Origin of the sequence: Corynebacterium simulans (assembly GCF_001586215.1) — a bacterium.
Taxonomy (GTDB): Bacteria; Actinomycetota; Actinomycetes; order Mycobacteriales; family Mycobacteriaceae; genus Corynebacterium; species Corynebacterium simulans.
Genome location: NZ_CP014634.1, coordinates 2,485,957 through 2,501,449 on the forward strand (window position 1 = coordinate 2,485,957; position 15,493 = coordinate 2,501,449).

Genomic DNA, 15,493 nt, shown 5'->3' on the forward strand with positions numbered 1-15,493 from the left:
TGGCATCCACCCCATTGAATATGAGCAATAGAGCTTGTGTGGGTAAGATGGAACGGACTTAAAAACGCCCGCATTAAGGAGACGATGAAGGCCGTGGCTAACCCTGACACCAAGCGAACCGGATACAAGCGCGTAATGCTTAAGCTGGGCGGTGAAATGTTCGGAGGTGGCAAGGTCGGCATCGACCCAGACGTTGTAGAAAACGTCGCCCAGCAGATCGCCGAGATTGCAAAGCAGGGCACCGAGGTCGCCGTAGTCATTGGCGGCGGCAACTTTTTCCGCGGCGCCGAGCTTTCCCAGCGCGGCATGGACCGCGCCCGTTCTGATTACATGGGCATGCTGGGCACCGTCATGAACTCCCTAGCACTGCAGGACTTCCTGAAGCAGCAGGGCGTCGATTGCCGCGTGCAGACCTCCATTAACATGGCTCAGATCGCAGAGCCTTACCTGCCGCTGCGCGCAGACCGCCACCTGGAAAAGGGTCGCGTGGTTATCTTCGGCGCTGGCATGGGCATGCCGTACTTCTCCACTGACACCACCGCCGCACAGCGCGCGCTGGAAATTGGGGCAGAGGTGCTCTTCCTCGCCAAGGCTGTTGACGGCGTCTATTCCGACGACCCACGCACCAACCCTGATGCGGAGCTCTACTCCGAAATCACCCCGCGTGAGGTCATCGAGAAGGGCCTAAAGGTTGCAGACGCCACCGCGTTCAGCCTCTGCATGGACAATGACATGCCAATCCTGGTGTTTAACCTGCTGACTGAGGGAAACATCAAGCGCGCCGTCAACGGCGAGCAGATCGGCACCCTGGTTCAGTCCAAGGAAGACTAAGAAAGTACTTTAGGCCACGTCCTTCGCCCCAGAAGGCGTGCGATCCTGCTAGATTCAATCCCAGTTACCTTAAATTCGAAAAGGGGAGTTTTAACCCAATGATCGACGAGATCCAGCTCGAAGCAGAAGAGCACATGACCGCTTCGGTGGAGCACACCCGCGAGCAGCTGGTCACCATCCGTACCGGCCGCGCAAACCCGGCTATGTTCAACGGCCTGGTTGCTGAGTACTACGGTGCGCCGACCCCGATCACCCAGATGGCTACCATCTCCGTTCCGGAACCACGCATGATGCTCATCAAGCCTTATGAGCAGTCCATGATCCACGAGATCGAAAACGCCATCCGCAACTCCGACTTGGGCGTTAACCCAACCAACGACGGCCACGTTCTGCGCGTAACCATCCCGCAGCTGACTGAGGAGCGCCGCCGCGACCTCGTCAAGCAGGCAAAGGGCAAGGGCGAGGACGGAAAGATTGCTATCCGCAACATCCGCCGCAAGGCCATGGACCAGTTGAAGAAGCTGCAGAAGGACGGCGACGCCGGCGAGGACGAAGTCGTTGCAGCCGAAAAGGAAATGGAAAAGACCACTGCGGGTTATATCGACCAGGTGGACAAGCTCGTTGCCAACAAGGAAAACGAGTTGATGGAGGTCTAAGTACCTCGAACCTGGCCGCCGGGCTCTATCAGCTCGGCGGCGCTTTTTTGTGAGTATTCCATCTTCCTGTGGAAGGAGCGCGCGTGACTAGCGAGTCGAATCGTCGTCTGCCCAAGCCGAAGAACGGCGCGGGCCGTGACCTGCCTGCGGCGGTCGGGGTAGGCGTGGGCCTTGGCGCACTCGTTGTCTTTGCCGTCTGGGCCGGTGCCTTTGCTTGGTACATGGTCGTGGCAGTAGCCGTCGCTATCGCAATGTGGGAAGTACTCACGCGCCTACGCGAGCATTCCTTTTTTATGCCTCGCACCCTGCTCATCGTCTTGGGCCAAGCGATGCTCTGGGTCTCCTGGCCGCTGGGAGCCCCCGGCCTCGTGGCGGTCTACGTCGTCGCCGTCTTGGCGCTCATGTTTGGCCGCCTCTTCCACAACGGCCGGCATCGCCCGCCGATTAACTATCTGCGCGATATGGCCGTGGGACTTTTCGTCCTGACCTGGATTCCTTTGTTTGCCACGTTTGCGGCGATGCTGTCTCGCGTGGAGACTCCGTTCGCCTCTGGCGCGGCGTCGATTGTGGCCTTCATGCTCTGCGTCGTGGCCTCTGACACCGGCGGCTACATAGCTGGCGTGATGTTCGGCTCCCACCCCATGGCCCCTGCGGTAAGCCCCAAGAAGTCGTGGGAAGGTTTTATCGGCTCGGTCATCTTTGGCGTTGTCACCGGCGCCCTTAGCGTGAAGCTGCTGCTGCACCACGATGCATGGGTAGGCGGCCTGATGGGCTTGGGGCTGGTGTTCTGCGCTACCTTGGGGGACCTCGTGGAATCCCAATTTAAGCGCGAGCTGGGCATCAAGGACATGTCCCAGATTCTTCCCGGCCACGGCGGCCTGATGGACCGCCTCGATGGCATGCTTCCTTCCGCCATGGTGACTTGGGTGGCCGTGAACTTCTTGGCTAATTTCCACGGTTTCTAAATTTTTAGCCGAACGCAAAACCTAAAAGACTCCTCCCTCTCTTCCGGCCACGCGCCTAGCGTGAGGCAAGAAGATGCGGGAGGAGATTTTTAATGTTTTAGTTTTTGGCGCGCTGCGAATTTAGCGGTTGCGTGCCTTGGCCTGCTTGCGCACCTGGCGGCGCAGCTCGAACATGCGCCACATGCCAACCAGTGCCATGATCAGCGCGCCGGCGATGGCGAAGATGAGGTAGGCGATGCCGGCCGGGAATTCGCCCGACCAGTTCAGGAAGTTCATCGGCACCTTCTGCTGGTTCTGCAGGATAAAGACGATGAGGACGATGAGCAGCAGGAATCCCACGATCAGAGCGGCCCAGGTGGAAGCTGCGAAAGAACCTTTGACCTTCGTGTCCTCTTGCTGGGAGTAAGCGGACTCAACTTCGGTGTGCGTGCCAGCGGCGTTATCAACGTTGGTCTCTGGCGTGTAGGCGGTCTCGTCTGCGGGGAATTCGTTTTGTGTCATATGTCTATTTAATCCTGTGAGCTGTCGATTGCGCCACTTCGCCCCGGTTTCAATTGGGTAAAAATGCCGAAAACGTGGAAAAATGGGCGGAACCATGGCTGAAGCATTGAAACTAAATTTTTCCGCCCCTCGGCGCGGTTTGCCGCCGAAGCACTTCGCGGATCTGTCCCACGACGAGCGCATTGACGTCCTCGCGGAAATTGGCCTGCCTAAGTTCCGTGCGAACCAGCTTGCAAAGCACTACTACGTACACCGCACCGCCGATGTCTCCGAGATGACAGACATCCCGGCTGGCAAGCGTGAGGAAGTCCAGGAGCGTCTCTTCCCAACGCTGATGACTCCCATCCGTCAGACCTCCACGGATGACGGGGAGACCACCAAGTCCCTGTGGCGCCTGCACGATGGCACCATGCTCGAGTCTGTGCTCATGCGCTACCCGGGCCGCGCCACCTTGTGTATTTCTTCCCAGGCCGGCTGCGGCATGGCGTGCCCGTTCTGCGCTACCGGTCAGGGCGGCCTCGACCGCAACCTGTCCACCGCAGAGATCGTGGAGCAGTTCCGCCACGCCGCCAAGCTCATGGAGGAAGAAGGCGGCCGCCTGTCCAACGTGGTGTTCATGGGTATGGGCGAGCCGCTGGCCAACTACAAGCGCGTGGTCCACGCCGTGCGCCAGATCACCGGCCAGGACTTGGCGGGCTTTGGCCTTTCCCAGCGCAACGTGACGGTTTCCACCGTGGGACTTGCGCCAGCTATCCGCAAGCTTGCCGACGAAGACCTCTCCTGCACCCTGGCAGTCTCCCTGCACACTCCAGACGATGAGCTGCGTGATTCCCTGGTTCCGGTCAACAACCGCTGGCCGGTCGAGGAGGTCCTTGACGCCGCGCGTTACTACGCTGACAAATCCGGCCGTCGCATCTCCATCGAGTATGCGCTCATCCGTGACAAGAATGATCAGGACTTCCGCGCCGACATGCTGGGGCAGAAGCTGCACCGCGCGCTCGGCTCCAAGGTGCACGTCAACGTCATCCCGCTGAACCCAACCCCGGGCTCCGAGTGGGACGCCGCACCGAAGGCCCGCCAGGACGAGTTCGTCCGCCGTGTCATCGCTCAAGGCGTGCCGTGCACCGTCCGCGATACCAAGGGCGATGAAATCGCCGCGGCCTGCGGCCAGCTCGCTGCCGACGAACGCGAGTCCGCCTAAGACGCAGCCAAGTCGCCCGAGCCATTTACGCCGCCCCAAGCTCGCCTTGGGCGGCGCTTCAGCTAAAGAGCGCATAAAAATCTCCCCGTCACCCAACAGCAACGTGGGTGGCGGGGAGTATTTCGCGTGTGCGCTTAGTGCATTGCCTTGTGAGCTGGACGAGCGGTTCCGCGCTCGACGCGCAGGTGGGAAACGCGAGCCGGGTCGATGTTCAGGGCGCGCAGCTCTGCGTCGTTAAGCTCAGCGTAGGAGCCGGAAACCGTCTTCTGGTCATATACCCAGTCCGGCTCAACGTGGCCAACCGGCTGGTTGCGAGCGGTGACGGTGCGCACCTGGGAGAGGTTCGGGCGCAGGGCGAAGATGATAAGGCCCAGAGCAAGAACGACGGCAAGAGCGATGAGCCAGACGGTCTCAACGTGGCCCTTGTGGTTACCGAAGTTGTAGGCCAGCAGGAAGAGTACAGAAATCCAGCCAGCGATCTGAACGCCAGAGCGGCTGATGCGGGACCAACCAAAACCTGCGGACGGGACGTCCTCAGTGGAAACGCCGTCGAAAACCTGCGGTGCCGGCTTGTGGGAAGACACTTGCTCTCCTTTGCGTGTACATGGCGCACTCTGCGCGCGCACATGAAATGCCATTTATTCTGTGTAGTAGTTTAAATCATCCTCGCCGCGTTAGCGAAGAAACACCCCCGGCAATTTCGCTCACCCTATTTTGGCCGCGGCTCGCTAGGGTTGGAGAGGTGAGTACACAGCGCATTCTTATTCTCGGGTCCACGGGCTCCATCGGCACCCAGGCACTGGAAGTTATCGCCGATAACCCGGATAAATTCCAAGTAGTCGGCATCGCCGCGGGCGGTTCCAACCCGCAATTAGTGATAGAGCAGGCCCGTGCTCTCAATCTTTCGTTTGACCACGTGGCGGTGGCGAGTGAGCAGGCTGCACGCGAAGTCTCAGCAGCCTTGGGAGGCCCGGTGCGCACGGGCGCGGATGCCGCTGAGCAGTTGGTGCGCGAAGTCGAAGCAGACAAGGTGCTCAACGCCTTGGTGGGCTCGATGGGCCTGCGCTCTACCATCGCCACGCTGGAGCAGGGGGCGTTTCTTGCCCTGGCCAATAAAGAATCTCTGGTGGCCGGCGGCCATATTGTCACCCGCATGGCAAAACCGGGCCAGATCATCCCGGTCGATTCCGAGCATTCCGCCATGGCGCAGTGCCTGCGCTCCAGCGCGGAAGGGGAGCTGGAAAAGCTCGTGTTGACGGCTTCGGGTGGCCCTTTCCGTGGCCGCACACGTGAGGAGATGTGGGACGTGACCCCGCAGCAAGCGGCGCAGCACCCCACGTGGTCCATGGGGCAGATGAATACGCTTAATTCCGCGACCTTAATTAATAAGGGCTTGGAGCTTATCGAGGCCACCTTGCTCTTCGACATTGCCCCCGAGCGCATCGACGTTACGGTGCACCCGCAGTCCATCATTCATTCCATGGCTACATTCAAGGATGGCTGCACCATTGCCCAGGCATCGCCGCCTTCGATGAAGCTGCCGATTTCCCTAGCGCTGGATTGGCCGCATCGCGTGCCCGGTGCGCAGCCGGCGCTCGATTTTTCCAAGGCGCACGATTGGCACTTTGAGCCGCTTGACGACGCCGCGTTCCCCGCCGTTTCCCTTGCCCGCGCCGCGGCGGAGGCGGGTGGCACGCATCCGGCGGTCTACAACGCCGCGAACGAGGAGGCCGCGGCAGCCTTCTTGGCAGGCCGCATCCACTTCCCAGAGATCGTGGACGTCGTTTACAAGGTCCTGGGGGAGGCCTCCCAGTTCGCTGGTGTACCCTCATCCGTCGATGATGTAATCGCCGTTGAGGGCGAGGCCCGCCGGCGCGCAAACGCGTTGGTGGACACTTTGGCTAACTAGAAAGCTTTCACCACTATGGCAAATATCCTGGGCATCGTCTTATTCGCCCTGGGAATCGGTATCACCGTTGCTTTGCACGAGGCTGGACACATGTTCAGCGCTCGTGCTTTTGGCATGCGCGTGCGCCGCTTCTACATCGGCTTTGGCCCCAAGATCGCGGGCTTTACTCGCGGGCACACCGAGTACGGCCTGGCGGCCTTCCCGGTGGGCGGTTTCTGCGACATCGCGGGCATGACGGAACAAGATGACTTCCTCACGGAGGAGGAAGAGCCGCATGCGATGTACAAGAAGCCGGCATGGCAGCGCGTCATCGTGATGGCCGGCGGCATCATGGTCAACCTCTTTTTGGGTTTTGTCATCTTGCTGCTCATCGCCATGACGGCGGGCATTCCGAACCCGGATGCAGACGTGCGCCCACGAGTGGGCGAGGTGGTTTGCTCGGCAGATCAGAACCAGCAGGGCAAGTTTGCGGACTGCCAGGGCGAGGGGCCTGCGGGCAAGGCTGGCGTGAAGGTCGGCGACATCGTCGTGGCCTTGGACGGCAAGCCTTTGGAAAGCTTTGCGCAGCTGCGCGAGGAGGTCATCCCGCGCCCGGGGGAGAAGGTGCAACTCGAGGTCGAGCGTGATGGCCAGCACAAGACGCTGGAGATCACGCTGGATTCGGTCAAGCGTTTGAACAAGGAGGGTGCGCTTGTCGACGCCGGCTCCATTGGCCTGGTCAACCGGACGGTAGATACCACGGAAAAGCATGACTTTATCGGCGCCTTCCCGGCCACGGCGCGTTATGCGGGCTATGTCTTAGACGCGACCGTCGACGGCATTATTCAGTTCCCGGCCAAGGTGCCTGGGGTGGTGGCCTCCATCTTTGGTCACGAGCGCGATGTCAACGGTCCGATGTCCGTGGTTGGCGCTTCCCGCGTGGGCGGCGAGCTGGTGGAGCGTAGCCTGTGGTCGACCTTCTTCATGATGCTGGCGACGCTGAACTTTTTCCTGGCTTTGTTCAACCTCATTCCGCTGCCGCCTTTTGATGGCGGTCACATTGCGGTCATCATTTATGAAAGGATTCGCGACGCCATCCGCCGCCTGCTTGGCAAGGAGCCGAAGGGTCCGGCCGATTACACAGCCTTGATGCCTATTACTTATGCCATCGCGGCCGTGCTGATGGTGGTTGGTGCGCTCATCATCGTCGCCGATGTGGTTAATCCAATTCGCCTATTCGGCTAAGGCCTTTTACTCGCCCTGGGCGCAGGGCGGGCACGAGGCGCACCACTTAGCGGTGCTAAAGTGGTGACGTTAAATCCCCATTTAAATTCCATGCTTGGTTAAGGAGCATTCATGTCGACCCCAATCGGTCTTGGTATCCCAGACGGCCCACCTCCTACCTTGGCTCCGCGACGCAAAACGCGTCAGCTTTTCGTAGGCCCTGTTGGCGTTGGTTCCGAGCACCCGATTTCGGTGCAGTCCATGACCACCACCAAGACCCACGACGTTAACGCCACGCTGCAGCAGATTGCGCAGCTGACCGCCACCGGTTGTGACATCGTGCGCGTTGCTTGCCCTAAGCCAGTCGACGCCGAGGCGCTGCCTGCGATTGCGAAGAAGTCGCCGATCCCGGTCATCGCGGATATCCACTTCCAGCCGAAGTACATCTTCCAGGCCATCGATGCCGGCTGCGCGGCTATCCGCGTGAACCCGGGTAACATCAAGGAGTTCGACGGCCGCGTCAAGGAAGTTGCTAAGGCAGCCGGTGACGCTGGCATCCCGATTCGCATCGGCGTCAACGGCGGTTCCCTGGATAAGCGCCTGCTCGAAAAGTACGGCAAGGCCACCCCAGAGGCTCTCGTCGAGTCCGCTATCTGGGAGGCCGACCTCTTTGAGGAGTACGGCTTCGGCGACATCGCAATTTCCGTGAAGCACTCCGATCCAGTCCTGATGGTTGAGGCTTATCGCCAGCTGGCTGCGAAGACCGATTACCCGCTGCACCTCGGCGTTACCGAGGCGGGCCCGAAGTTCATGGGCACCATCAAGTCCTCCGTGGCTTTCGGCGCCCTGCTTTCTGAGGGCATTGGCGATACCATCCGCGTTTCGCTTTCCGCCGATCCGGTTGAGGAAATCAAGGTTGGTGACCAGATTCTGCAGTCGCTAAACCTGCGTCCACGCAAGCTGGAGATCGTCTCCTGCCCGTCCTGTGGCCGTGCCCAGGTGGACGTTTATAAGCTCGCCGAGGAAGTTACCGCTGGTCTCGAGGGCATGGAGTTCCCGCTGCGCGTGGCTGTTATGGGTTGTGTTGTTAACGGCCCAGGTGAGGCGCGCGATGCTGACTTGGGTGTTGCTTCCGGCAACGGCAAGGGTCAGATCTTTGTCAAGGGCGAGGTCATCAAGACTGTCCCTGAGTCCCAGATTGTGGAAACCCTCATCGAGGAAGCAATGCGCATTGCTGACGAGGAAGGCTTGGAGGCCGTCGAGGGTGCCAAGGCTGAGGTCCGCGTAACCCGCTAGAGCCCACAGAAAACTCAGCATAAAACACGATAAAAATTGTCCGCTTCACACTTCGGTGTGGGGCGGACTTTTTGTCTCTTTCGGCTGCTAGTATGCCGAAACATGAGAAAGATGGTGGCGCTGCTATGTGCGGCTTCGTTTGGGGCTAGCTCGCTGGTGGCGTGCACGCCGAAACCTGTTTCGGCGGAGCCTGTTGCGGAAAAATTCATCGCGGACATGGAAGCCCGCAACAACGATGAGCTGGCAACGCTGGTGGATAATCCGGACGCCACCACGTCTACGCTGGATGCCACCTACTCGGGCCTGCAGGCAGAAGGTCTTGATATTGAGCTTGGTGATGTAACCCAGGATGACTCGCACGCCACGGCCAAGTACAAGGTGACGTGGGATCTGCCCAAGGACCGCACCTTGAGCTACGACACCGAGATGACCTTGACCAAGAAGGACAAGGACTGGCAGGTGCGCTGGCAGCCGAGCCTGGTTCACCCGAACTTGGGCGCGCATCAGCACTTGGAGTTGCGCGCCATTGACGCCAAGCGTGCGAGCGTGGTTTCCTCCGACGGCGTGGAGCTACTATCGCCGGGCCTGCAGTACCGCGTGGTGGTGGACAAGGAAAAAGCGGGGGATATGCGTCCACTGGCCGCCAAGATTTCAAGCGCGTTGAACCAGGCGCACTCCAAGGACGATTCCGTGCCGGAGAAGGACGCGGGGGAGTTAGCTAAGGAGCTGGAGGGCTCTGAGGGCAATAGCTACTCGGTGACGATGCTCAATGAGGCCCAGGCGGAGCAGGTGCGCCCGCAGTTGGAGCACATCGAAGGCGTGCGTTTGAACGAGGAGCCTGCGATGGTGACGAGGGAGACGGGCCTGGCCCCGGATATCCTGGCGCGCGTGCGCTCGATTGTTTCGGATGAGGTCGAGGGCAATTCTGGTTGGTCTATTTCGGTGGTCAATGAGAACGGTGCCGCGCTTAGCGACGTCGAGCTGCATCAACCCGAGGAATCTCCCTCCATCCGCGTTGGCTTGGACTACAACGTGCAGCGCGCGGCCCAGGAAGCGGTGAACATGCGCGCTGACTCCGAGGCGATGCTCGTTGCCATCCGCCCCTCCAATGGTGAGATCCTTGCCGTTGCGCAGACTGAACAGGCAGATAAGAAGGGCGATATCGCGCTGCAGGGTCAGTTCCCGCCGGGTTCGGTGTTCAAGATCATCACGGCCTCGGCCGCGGTGGATAAGCAGGGCGCTACGGCGGATACCATCGTCCCGTGCCCGGGCACGATGGATCTGTTTGGCCGCACCGTCACCAACTACAACGGCTTTTCGCTGGGCAGCGTGCCGATGCGCCAGGCTTTCGCACAGTCTTGTAACACCACCTTCGCTGAGGTCTCGACCAACTTGAAGGAAGGCGAGCTGGCGAAGACAGGCAAGGAGTTCGGCCTGGGCATTGATTACGACATCCCGGGGCTGACCACTATCACGGGCTCCATTCCAGAGGGCAAGACTCCGTTGGAGCGCACCGAAGCAGGATATGGCCAGGGCGCGGACTTGGCTAGCCCGTTCGGCATGGCTTTGGTTTCTGCAACGGTGGCGGCCGGCAAGACGCCGATGCCGACTCTGCTGTCGAATCACAAAACGAAGGCGTCTGAGGACGCCCCGGCACCTGATCCGCACGTGCTGGAAAACGTCCGCGACATGATGCGCGCGGTGGTTACCGGCGGTACTGCATCGGGTATGCAGGCCGGCGGCACCATTTACGGCAAGACCGGTGAGGCTGAGATCAACGAAGGCTCCCACGCCTGGTTCACGGGCTACCGCGAAGATGACATCGCCTTCGCCACGCTCGTTGTCTTGGGCGGTGGTTCCGATACCTCGGTCAACATCACCGACAACTTCCTGCAGAAGCTCGACGCTTACCGCGCCGAGGGCAACGGCTCGGCTCCCGCGCCACAAGAAGGCGAGTAGCACGCACGCAACCCAGCGCTAGCCGCAGCACTTAACCTGGTTAGCCGCGGGGTGGGGAACAGGACTACCATGGTCAAACATGAGTAATCGCGCAAAATTGACCCCTCAGAAGCCCACCCCGATCCGTACCGTTCCGGATTCCATTGAGCGCCCGGAGTATGTCTGGAAGGAAACCGTCCAGGAAGCGATGGGTGAGCCTTTCGTTCAGACCCCTGAGACCATTGAGGCCATGCGCGAGGCATCCAAGATTGCCGCTAACGCCCTGCAGGAGGCCGGCAAGGCTGTCGCTCCTGGCGTTACGACTGATGAGCTGGACCGCATCGCGCATGAGTACATGCTGGATCATGGTGCATACCCTTCGACGCTGGGTTACATGGGCTTCCCGAAGTCCTGCTGCATCTCGCTGAACGAGATCATCTGCCACGGTATCCCGGATAGCACCGTGATTGAGGATGGCGACATCGTCAACATCGACGTCACCGCATTCAAGAATGGTGTCCACGGCGATACCAACGCTACCTTCCTCGCTGGAAACGTTTCTGAGGAGCACAAGCTCCTTGTTGAACGCACCCACGAGGCAATGATGCGCGGCATTAAGGCGGCAAAGCCAGGCCGTGAGGTTAACGTCATCGGCCGCGTTATCGAGTCTTACGCCAACCGCTTTGGCTACAACGTTGTCCGTGACTTCACCGGCCACGGCGTTGGCCCTACCTTCCACAACGGCCTCGTGGTTCTGCACTACGATTCCACCACGTACCGTGACATCCTCGAGCCAGGCATGACCCTTACCATCGAGCCGATGATCAACCTCGGTTCCCTTGATTACGAAATCTGGGACAATGACTGGACCGTGCAGAACGTTGACGGCAAGTTCACCGCACAGTTCGAGCACACCCTCGTCATCACCAACGACGGCGCCGAAATCCTCACGCTGCCAGACGAGAACTAACCGAAGCTAGAAACCTAAGCCAACACAATATAGTGGCGCCCTCCATCTTGGAAGGCGCCACTTTTTCTATCTGACCCGTCTCAATACTGGGCCCAGATACGCGAAAAGCGCTCCGTCCCCAAAAGGGGAGGAGCGCCAGCGCTTTGAAAGTCCTAGGACCTTCTACCGTAAATTAGCGGCGGAAGATTGGGTCCAGGATGTGCTGCGGCAGAATGCCGGTGTAGACAGCCTGGTTGTAAGCAGCGATCAGGCCACCGATGACGGAAGCTGCCAGTGCAGCGTAGGTGCCATCGCGCCAGAGCTTGGCCCAAAGTGCGTTGGTCTCGTCGTCTACAGAGGAACCGAGGAGCTTCTGGCCCTGTGCCGGCTTGGTGCCGTCGGTCTCACCTGCCCACTTGGAGGACAGGCTCTGCTCCTTGTTGTCGTTCTCGGAGACCTTCTTGCCGGCTTCGATGCCGTCTTTGGCGGAGGTGCTCCAGTTGGAGGAGCCGTATGGCTTGCCGCCGTCCTCGAGCTCAGCAGCGGAAGCAGCGGAAACGCCGCCAAAAGCAACGGTGGTAGCGGTTGCGAGAGCAACTGCAGCAGTGCGGAAGTTACGCATTTATTTACCTTTCAGAATTCTTGACGGAAGGGATTAGCGGGAGAATGGGCCGTGAACGATGAAGTTGTAGACAGGTCCAATGATGCCGCCAAGAAGGGCACCAACGCCACCGATGATGGTTGCGGCGTAGAGAGCCTTAGCCCATGCCGGCTGGGAGGAAAGGGTCTCGTATTCGCCGGTCTCATTAGCGTCACCGTGCTCGGACTTGGAGGAACCGAAGATAGCCTGGCCATCAGCGTTCTGGTCCTTCTCCAAGGCTGCGCCAATCTTGGAGGAAAGGCTGACGTTGGTGGTGTCCTTAGCCTCAGTTGCGGAAGCAACGGTGGTGCCACCGAATGCTACAGCGATTGCGGTTGCGCCGGCGAGGGCTGCATTGCGGATACGCATATCAAAAATCCTTAAATGTCGTACTTGCAAGGCTTTCGATGGAAAACCTAAGTGTTTTGTGGAAACTACTCCCGAAATTGCTTTCAGAGGATTTCCAGAAACACACGGTCGCCGGTTTAATTTCGGCTCGAGCCGGTGTCCTCAATCAAGGTAGCCCATATGTACTTAAATTGCACGTCACGTTTGTAATTTGATTTAGAAAGTTGTCGGGGCTGCCCCCGTAACCGGTCGGATTTACAACGATGGATTTCGGGATGGTCCCCGTGCTCAAGTGGGCAAACTCTCCTTCTGAGGTTCCCTTGTGGAGGTAATTGTGATGTTAGTCACGTAACACAGTCATTTGCCAGTTTAGTCCAAGGACTGCGTTTTCCACGAGCTCCGGCAAAGCTGGATGGATCCAGTATTGCTTCCGAGCAAATGTGCGCATGTCAACGTCATAAACCATGGCGGTGATGAGTTGCTGGATAAGAGTCGATGCTTGGGGTCCCATTAGGTGTGCGCCTAGTAGGCGGCCGGTTTCTTTGCAAGCGATTAGCTTACAAATTCCTGAATTGTCTTCCATGGCCCATCCATAGGCAACATCCCCGTAGTTCTGAACCTTAACGGTAATGTTGTATCCCTGTTCGAGGGCTGCTTCCTCCGTTAGGCCAACGCTGGCGATCTGTGGATGGGTGAAAACAGCCGCCGGGACGTGCTCATGTGGCATAGCCTGAAGCTCCTCAGAGTGAAGGAGGTTGTGCTGGACCGCGCGCATCTCTGCATTAGCAACGTGCTTGAGCATGTAGGGAGACGAGACGTCGCCAAGCGCCCAAACGCCCTCCACGGAGGTGCGGCCAAACTCGTCGACCTTGATGCGTCCGTCCTCACGGACCTCAATGCCTGCCTTGTCCAAGTCCATCAAGTCGCCGTTTGGTTTGCGGCCCGTTGCCACCAAGATTGCCTCGGCCTCAACTGTGGAACCATCCTCCAGCGTCAGCGCTACACCTTTCGCAGTTTCCTCCAATTTCTGGGCATTCGCGATGTGGACATCGAAGCGCTCACGGGCGAGCTTGTTGAAGCGCTCCACAATGTCGTGGTCCAAGTGGCGCAGGAGCTTCTCGGAACGGTTGACCACCGTGACCTTCGTGCCAAGACCATCGAAGACGTGCGCAAACTCCATGGCAATGTAGCCGCCGCCCACGATAATCAGGCTCTCCGGCTGCTTAGGCATGCGCATGATGTTTTCGTTCGTATAGAACTTCACGCCGGAATCCTTGTATACCGCAGGAATAGATGGGCGAGAGCCCGCCGCAATGACAATTTGCTCGCCAGTAATCACTTCATCGCCCACCGCAATTGCCTTGGGGCCCACGAACGTGGCGTGCTTGCCAAAGACCGTAATATTCGGCGTCTCATCGCCGCGCCGGTAAGCCTCGCCGCCCTCGGCAATCTTGTCGATGCGGTTGACGAAGACGCGCTCAATAATGGATTCCCAGTCCACATTATTTACCTGCGCATCAATTCCCAGGCGCTTTCCCTCCTTCGCTGCGTGCGCTAAGTCGGCTGCGTAGACGTACATCTTCGTCGGAATGCAACCCACGTTCAAACAAGTGCCGCCAAAGGTTCCTTCCTCGACGATGGCGATCTTCTTATCCTCGAAAGCCTCCGAAGGGATCGAGTTACCGGAACCGGTACCGATAATGATCAGATCGAAGTGTTCAGCGTCCGGGAAAGTGGAATCTTGCGAAGTCATTTTTCTCCTCATTATTTAGGAAACGTTTTAGGGTGCGTTTACTCAGTCTGTTTTAGTTAGGGCTTAAGTATGCCCGGCAACCATTCATCGACTACGTGGAAGGCCTCGTTGCGGATCGGCTCCCGAGACAAGAACACGTCATGGCGCGCGCCCTCAATCGGGTGCAACGTGTAGTGCGTGCCCAGCTCCTTGGCCCAGCGCTGCGTTTGCTTGACATCAATTACAGCGTCCACGTAGTTGATTTCCTCCGAATACGGTGCGCTGAAATTCGACTTGGTGGACGTCAGCGTCAGGATTGGCACACCGACATCGATGCGGCCGGAGTGGATGGCGTCGAATGCCTTAAACACCGCGCGGATCCATCCCATATATTTCTTGTGGCCCGCTAGGGGCTTCTTCTCAAGGTCATAGTTCCACTCGCCATAGCGGCTGGAATGGATGGAATCACCAAATGCTGTGAGATTGCCGCCGTAAAGCGGGAGAGTGGGGGCGAGCTTGCCTAAAGTGAAGATGGCTGGTTTGAGCGCCGTGTAAGCCGGCTTCGGCACACCCATCATGTCAAGCCATGGGCTATTGAGGATAAGCCCTGCAATGCGGTTGTGGCGCTGCTCGTCGCGACGGCGTAACTGGTCAAGCCACAGCGGAAGGATGCAACCCGCGGTGGAGTGGCCCAAGAACACGACCTTGTCCTGCGGGAGGGCGTCGAGTGCCGCGTTTAAGTCCATAAAGTAGTGGTGCATGTCCGTGATGTAATGCCACTTCTGGTTCGGCTTCCGGGAGCGGCCGCACTTGCGAAGATCGAGGGCGTAGAACGCGTAACCCTTCTCGTGGAAGTGCTTTGCCACGTGCGCCTGGAAGAAGTAATCAGTCATGCCGTGAACCCACACGACGGCGACCCGGTTATCTAACGCGGTGTGCTCGGCGTCTTGTCGGTCCGTGGCTTCGTCAGCGTCGTTCGCGGTGCCTGTATAGCGGATCAAGGTGGCCTCGACTTCGCCTTCGCCGTCGGGGTCGGTGCCTAGAGGCAGGGCCGCGGCTTGGAAACCCGTGCCCAAAATGTCTTGTTTCCATTGCAGAGTTGACTCAGTCATATGCACAGTCTAGGCAAAGTGGGGTGATACGGACTGTGAAAAAACGGACATTTTCCCGGTTGAAGAATCCCAATTTCTACATTAAGGGCGTATGGTGGTTTGGTAATGCGTGACGCGTCCCTTGTTATGTGCCGTTGTCAGCGACAAAGGATTAGGGCAGTTGTCTGGCCTTTGCGTGACCAAAGCCGCAGGCTTTGTCCTCCTGATAGTGG

General features: G+C 59.0%; 15 protein-coding genes. 9 read left to right on the plus strand and 6 right to left on the minus strand.

The annotated features are described in order from the left end of the window. Positions 1-84: 84 nt before the first annotated feature. The 3 genes from pyrH to WM42_RS11625 all read left to right on the plus strand — a co-directional run bounded on the left by pyrH (position 85) and on the right by WM42_RS11625 (position 2,452). Positions 85-831 carry a UMP kinase gene (gene pyrH, locus WM42_RS11615; RefSeq protein WP_061923198.1) on the plus strand — a complete coding sequence of 249 codons (747 nt, stop codon included), beginning with the start codon at positions 85-87 and terminating at the stop codon, positions 829-831. Between the two features lie 98 nt (positions 832-929). Beyond that, on the plus strand, positions 930-1,487 hold the full coding sequence (gene frr, locus WM42_RS11620; protein ID WP_062038477.1) for a ribosome recycling factor: 558 nt from the start codon (positions 930-932) through the stop codon (positions 1,485-1,487). An 83-nt stretch (positions 1,488-1,570) separates the two neighbouring features. Further along, entirely contained in the window at positions 1,571-2,452 is an 882-nt protein-coding gene (locus WM42_RS11625) for a phosphatidate cytidylyltransferase (protein WP_201057380.1), read from the plus strand. A gap of 120 nt (positions 2,453-2,572) precedes the next feature. Here the strand turns inward: WM42_RS11625 and WM42_RS11630 are convergent, their stop codons facing one another. Then, positions 2,573-2,953, minus strand: coding sequence for a LapA family protein (locus WM42_RS11630; RefSeq protein WP_062038480.1), 381 nt, complete (start codon positions 2,951-2,953; stop codon positions 2,573-2,575). A 94-nt stretch (positions 2,954-3,047) separates the two neighbouring features. Between WM42_RS11630 and rlmN the strand changes: the two genes are divergently transcribed. Beyond that, positions 3,048-4,154: a dual-specificity RNA methyltransferase RlmN gene (gene rlmN / locus WM42_RS11635; protein WP_062039463.1), complete on the plus strand. Its 1,107-nt coding sequence runs from the start codon at positions 3,048-3,050 to the stop codon at positions 4,152-4,154. A gap of 134 nt (positions 4,155-4,288) precedes the next feature. On the opposite strand, the gene WM42_RS11640 is transcribed toward rlmN, so the two are convergent. Beyond that, positions 4,289-4,738: a DUF2631 domain-containing protein gene (locus WM42_RS11640; protein WP_062038483.1), complete on the minus strand. Its 450-nt coding sequence runs from the start codon at positions 4,736-4,738 to the stop codon at positions 4,289-4,291. A gap of 158 nt (positions 4,739-4,896) precedes the next feature. Between WM42_RS11640 and dxr the strand changes: the two genes are divergently transcribed. The 5 genes from dxr to map all read left to right on the plus strand — a co-directional run bounded on the left by dxr (position 4,897) and on the right by map (position 11,470). Continuing rightward, positions 4,897-6,063: a 1-deoxy-D-xylulose-5-phosphate reductoisomerase gene (gene dxr / locus WM42_RS11645; RefSeq protein WP_062038486.1), complete on the plus strand. Its 1,167-nt coding sequence runs from the start codon at positions 4,897-4,899 to the stop codon at positions 6,061-6,063. 15 nt (positions 6,064-6,078) lie between these two features. Beyond that, positions 6,079-7,287 carry a M50 family metallopeptidase gene (locus tag WM42_RS11650; protein WP_062038490.1) on the plus strand — a complete coding sequence of 403 codons (1,209 nt, stop codon included), beginning with the start codon at positions 6,079-6,081 and terminating at the stop codon, positions 7,285-7,287. A 111-nt stretch (positions 7,288-7,398) separates the two neighbouring features. Next, positions 7,399-8,562: a flavodoxin-dependent (E)-4-hydroxy-3-methylbut-2-enyl-diphosphate synthase gene (gene ispG / locus WM42_RS11655; protein ID WP_062038493.1), complete on the plus strand. Its 1,164-nt coding sequence runs from the start codon at positions 7,399-7,401 to the stop codon at positions 8,560-8,562. A gap of 102 nt (positions 8,563-8,664) precedes the next feature. Beyond that, positions 8,665-10,521, plus strand: a complete 1,857-nt coding sequence (locus tag WM42_RS11660; RefSeq protein WP_062038496.1) for a penicillin-binding transpeptidase domain-containing protein — start codon at positions 8,665-8,667, stop codon at positions 10,519-10,521. A 79-nt stretch (positions 10,522-10,600) separates the two neighbouring features. After that, positions 10,601-11,470: a type I methionyl aminopeptidase gene (gene map / locus WM42_RS11665; RefSeq protein WP_062038499.1), complete on the plus strand. Its 870-nt coding sequence runs from the start codon at positions 10,601-10,603 to the stop codon at positions 11,468-11,470. Positions 11,471-11,642: 172 nt separating this feature from the next. On the opposite strand, the gene WM42_RS11670 is transcribed toward map, so the two are convergent. The 4 genes from WM42_RS11670 to WM42_RS11685 form a co-directional block, all read right to left on the minus strand. Beyond that, positions 11,643-12,071, minus strand: a complete 429-nt coding sequence (locus WM42_RS11670) for a hypothetical protein (protein ID WP_062038502.1) — start codon at positions 12,069-12,071, stop codon at positions 11,643-11,645. Between the two features lie 33 nt (positions 12,072-12,104). Then, positions 12,105-12,458, minus strand: coding sequence for a hypothetical protein (locus WM42_RS11675; RefSeq protein WP_062038504.1), 354 nt, complete (start codon positions 12,456-12,458; stop codon positions 12,105-12,107). Positions 12,459-12,777: 319 nt separating this feature from the next. Continuing rightward, positions 12,778-14,190: a mycothione reductase gene (mtr, locus tag WM42_RS11680; RefSeq protein ID WP_062038507.1), complete on the minus strand. Its 1,413-nt coding sequence runs from the start codon at positions 14,188-14,190 to the stop codon at positions 12,778-12,780. Positions 14,191-14,246: 56 nt separating this feature from the next. Next, positions 14,247-15,281 (minus strand): alpha/beta hydrolase, encoded by a 1,035-nt coding sequence (locus tag WM42_RS11685; protein ID WP_062038510.1) that lies wholly within the window; start codon positions 15,279-15,281, stop codon positions 14,247-14,249. Positions 15,282-15,493 lie beyond the last annotated feature (212 nt).

Coding starts and splice junctions, on each gene's coding strand:
- pyrH (WP_061923198.1), top strand. CDS start 85: ATGAAGGCCGTGGCTAACCCTGACACCAAGCGAACCGGATACAAGCGC.
- frr (WP_062038477.1), top strand. CDS start 930: ATGATCGACGAGATCCAGCTCGAAGCAGAAGAGCACATGACCGCTTCG.
- WM42_RS11630 (WP_062038480.1), bottom strand. CDS start 2,953: ATGACACAAAACGAATTCCCCGCAGACGAGACCGCCTACACGCCAGAG.
- rlmN (WP_062039463.1), top strand. CDS start 3,048: ATGGCTGAAGCATTGAAACTAAATTTTTCCGCCCCTCGGCGCGGTTTG.
- WM42_RS11650 (WP_062038490.1), top strand. CDS start 6,079: ATGGCAAATATCCTGGGCATCGTCTTATTCGCCCTGGGAATCGGTATC.
- ispG (WP_062038493.1), top strand. CDS start 7,399: ATGTCGACCCCAATCGGTCTTGGTATCCCAGACGGCCCACCTCCTACC.
- WM42_RS11660 (WP_062038496.1), top strand. CDS start 8,665: ATGAGAAAGATGGTGGCGCTGCTATGTGCGGCTTCGTTTGGGGCTAGC.
- map (WP_062038499.1), top strand. CDS start 10,601: ATGAGTAATCGCGCAAAATTGACCCCTCAGAAGCCCACCCCGATCCGT.
- WM42_RS11670 (WP_062038502.1), bottom strand. CDS start 12,071: ATGCGTAACTTCCGCACTGCTGCAGTTGCTCTCGCAACCGCTACCACC.
- WM42_RS11675 (WP_062038504.1), bottom strand. CDS start 12,458: ATGCGTATCCGCAATGCAGCCCTCGCCGGCGCAACCGCAATCGCTGTA.
- mtr (WP_062038507.1), bottom strand. CDS start 14,190: ATGACTTCGCAAGATTCCACTTTCCCGGACGCTGAACACTTCGATCTG.
- WM42_RS11685 (WP_062038510.1), bottom strand. CDS start 15,281: ATGACTGAGTCAACTCTGCAATGGAAACAAGACATTTTGGGCACGGGT.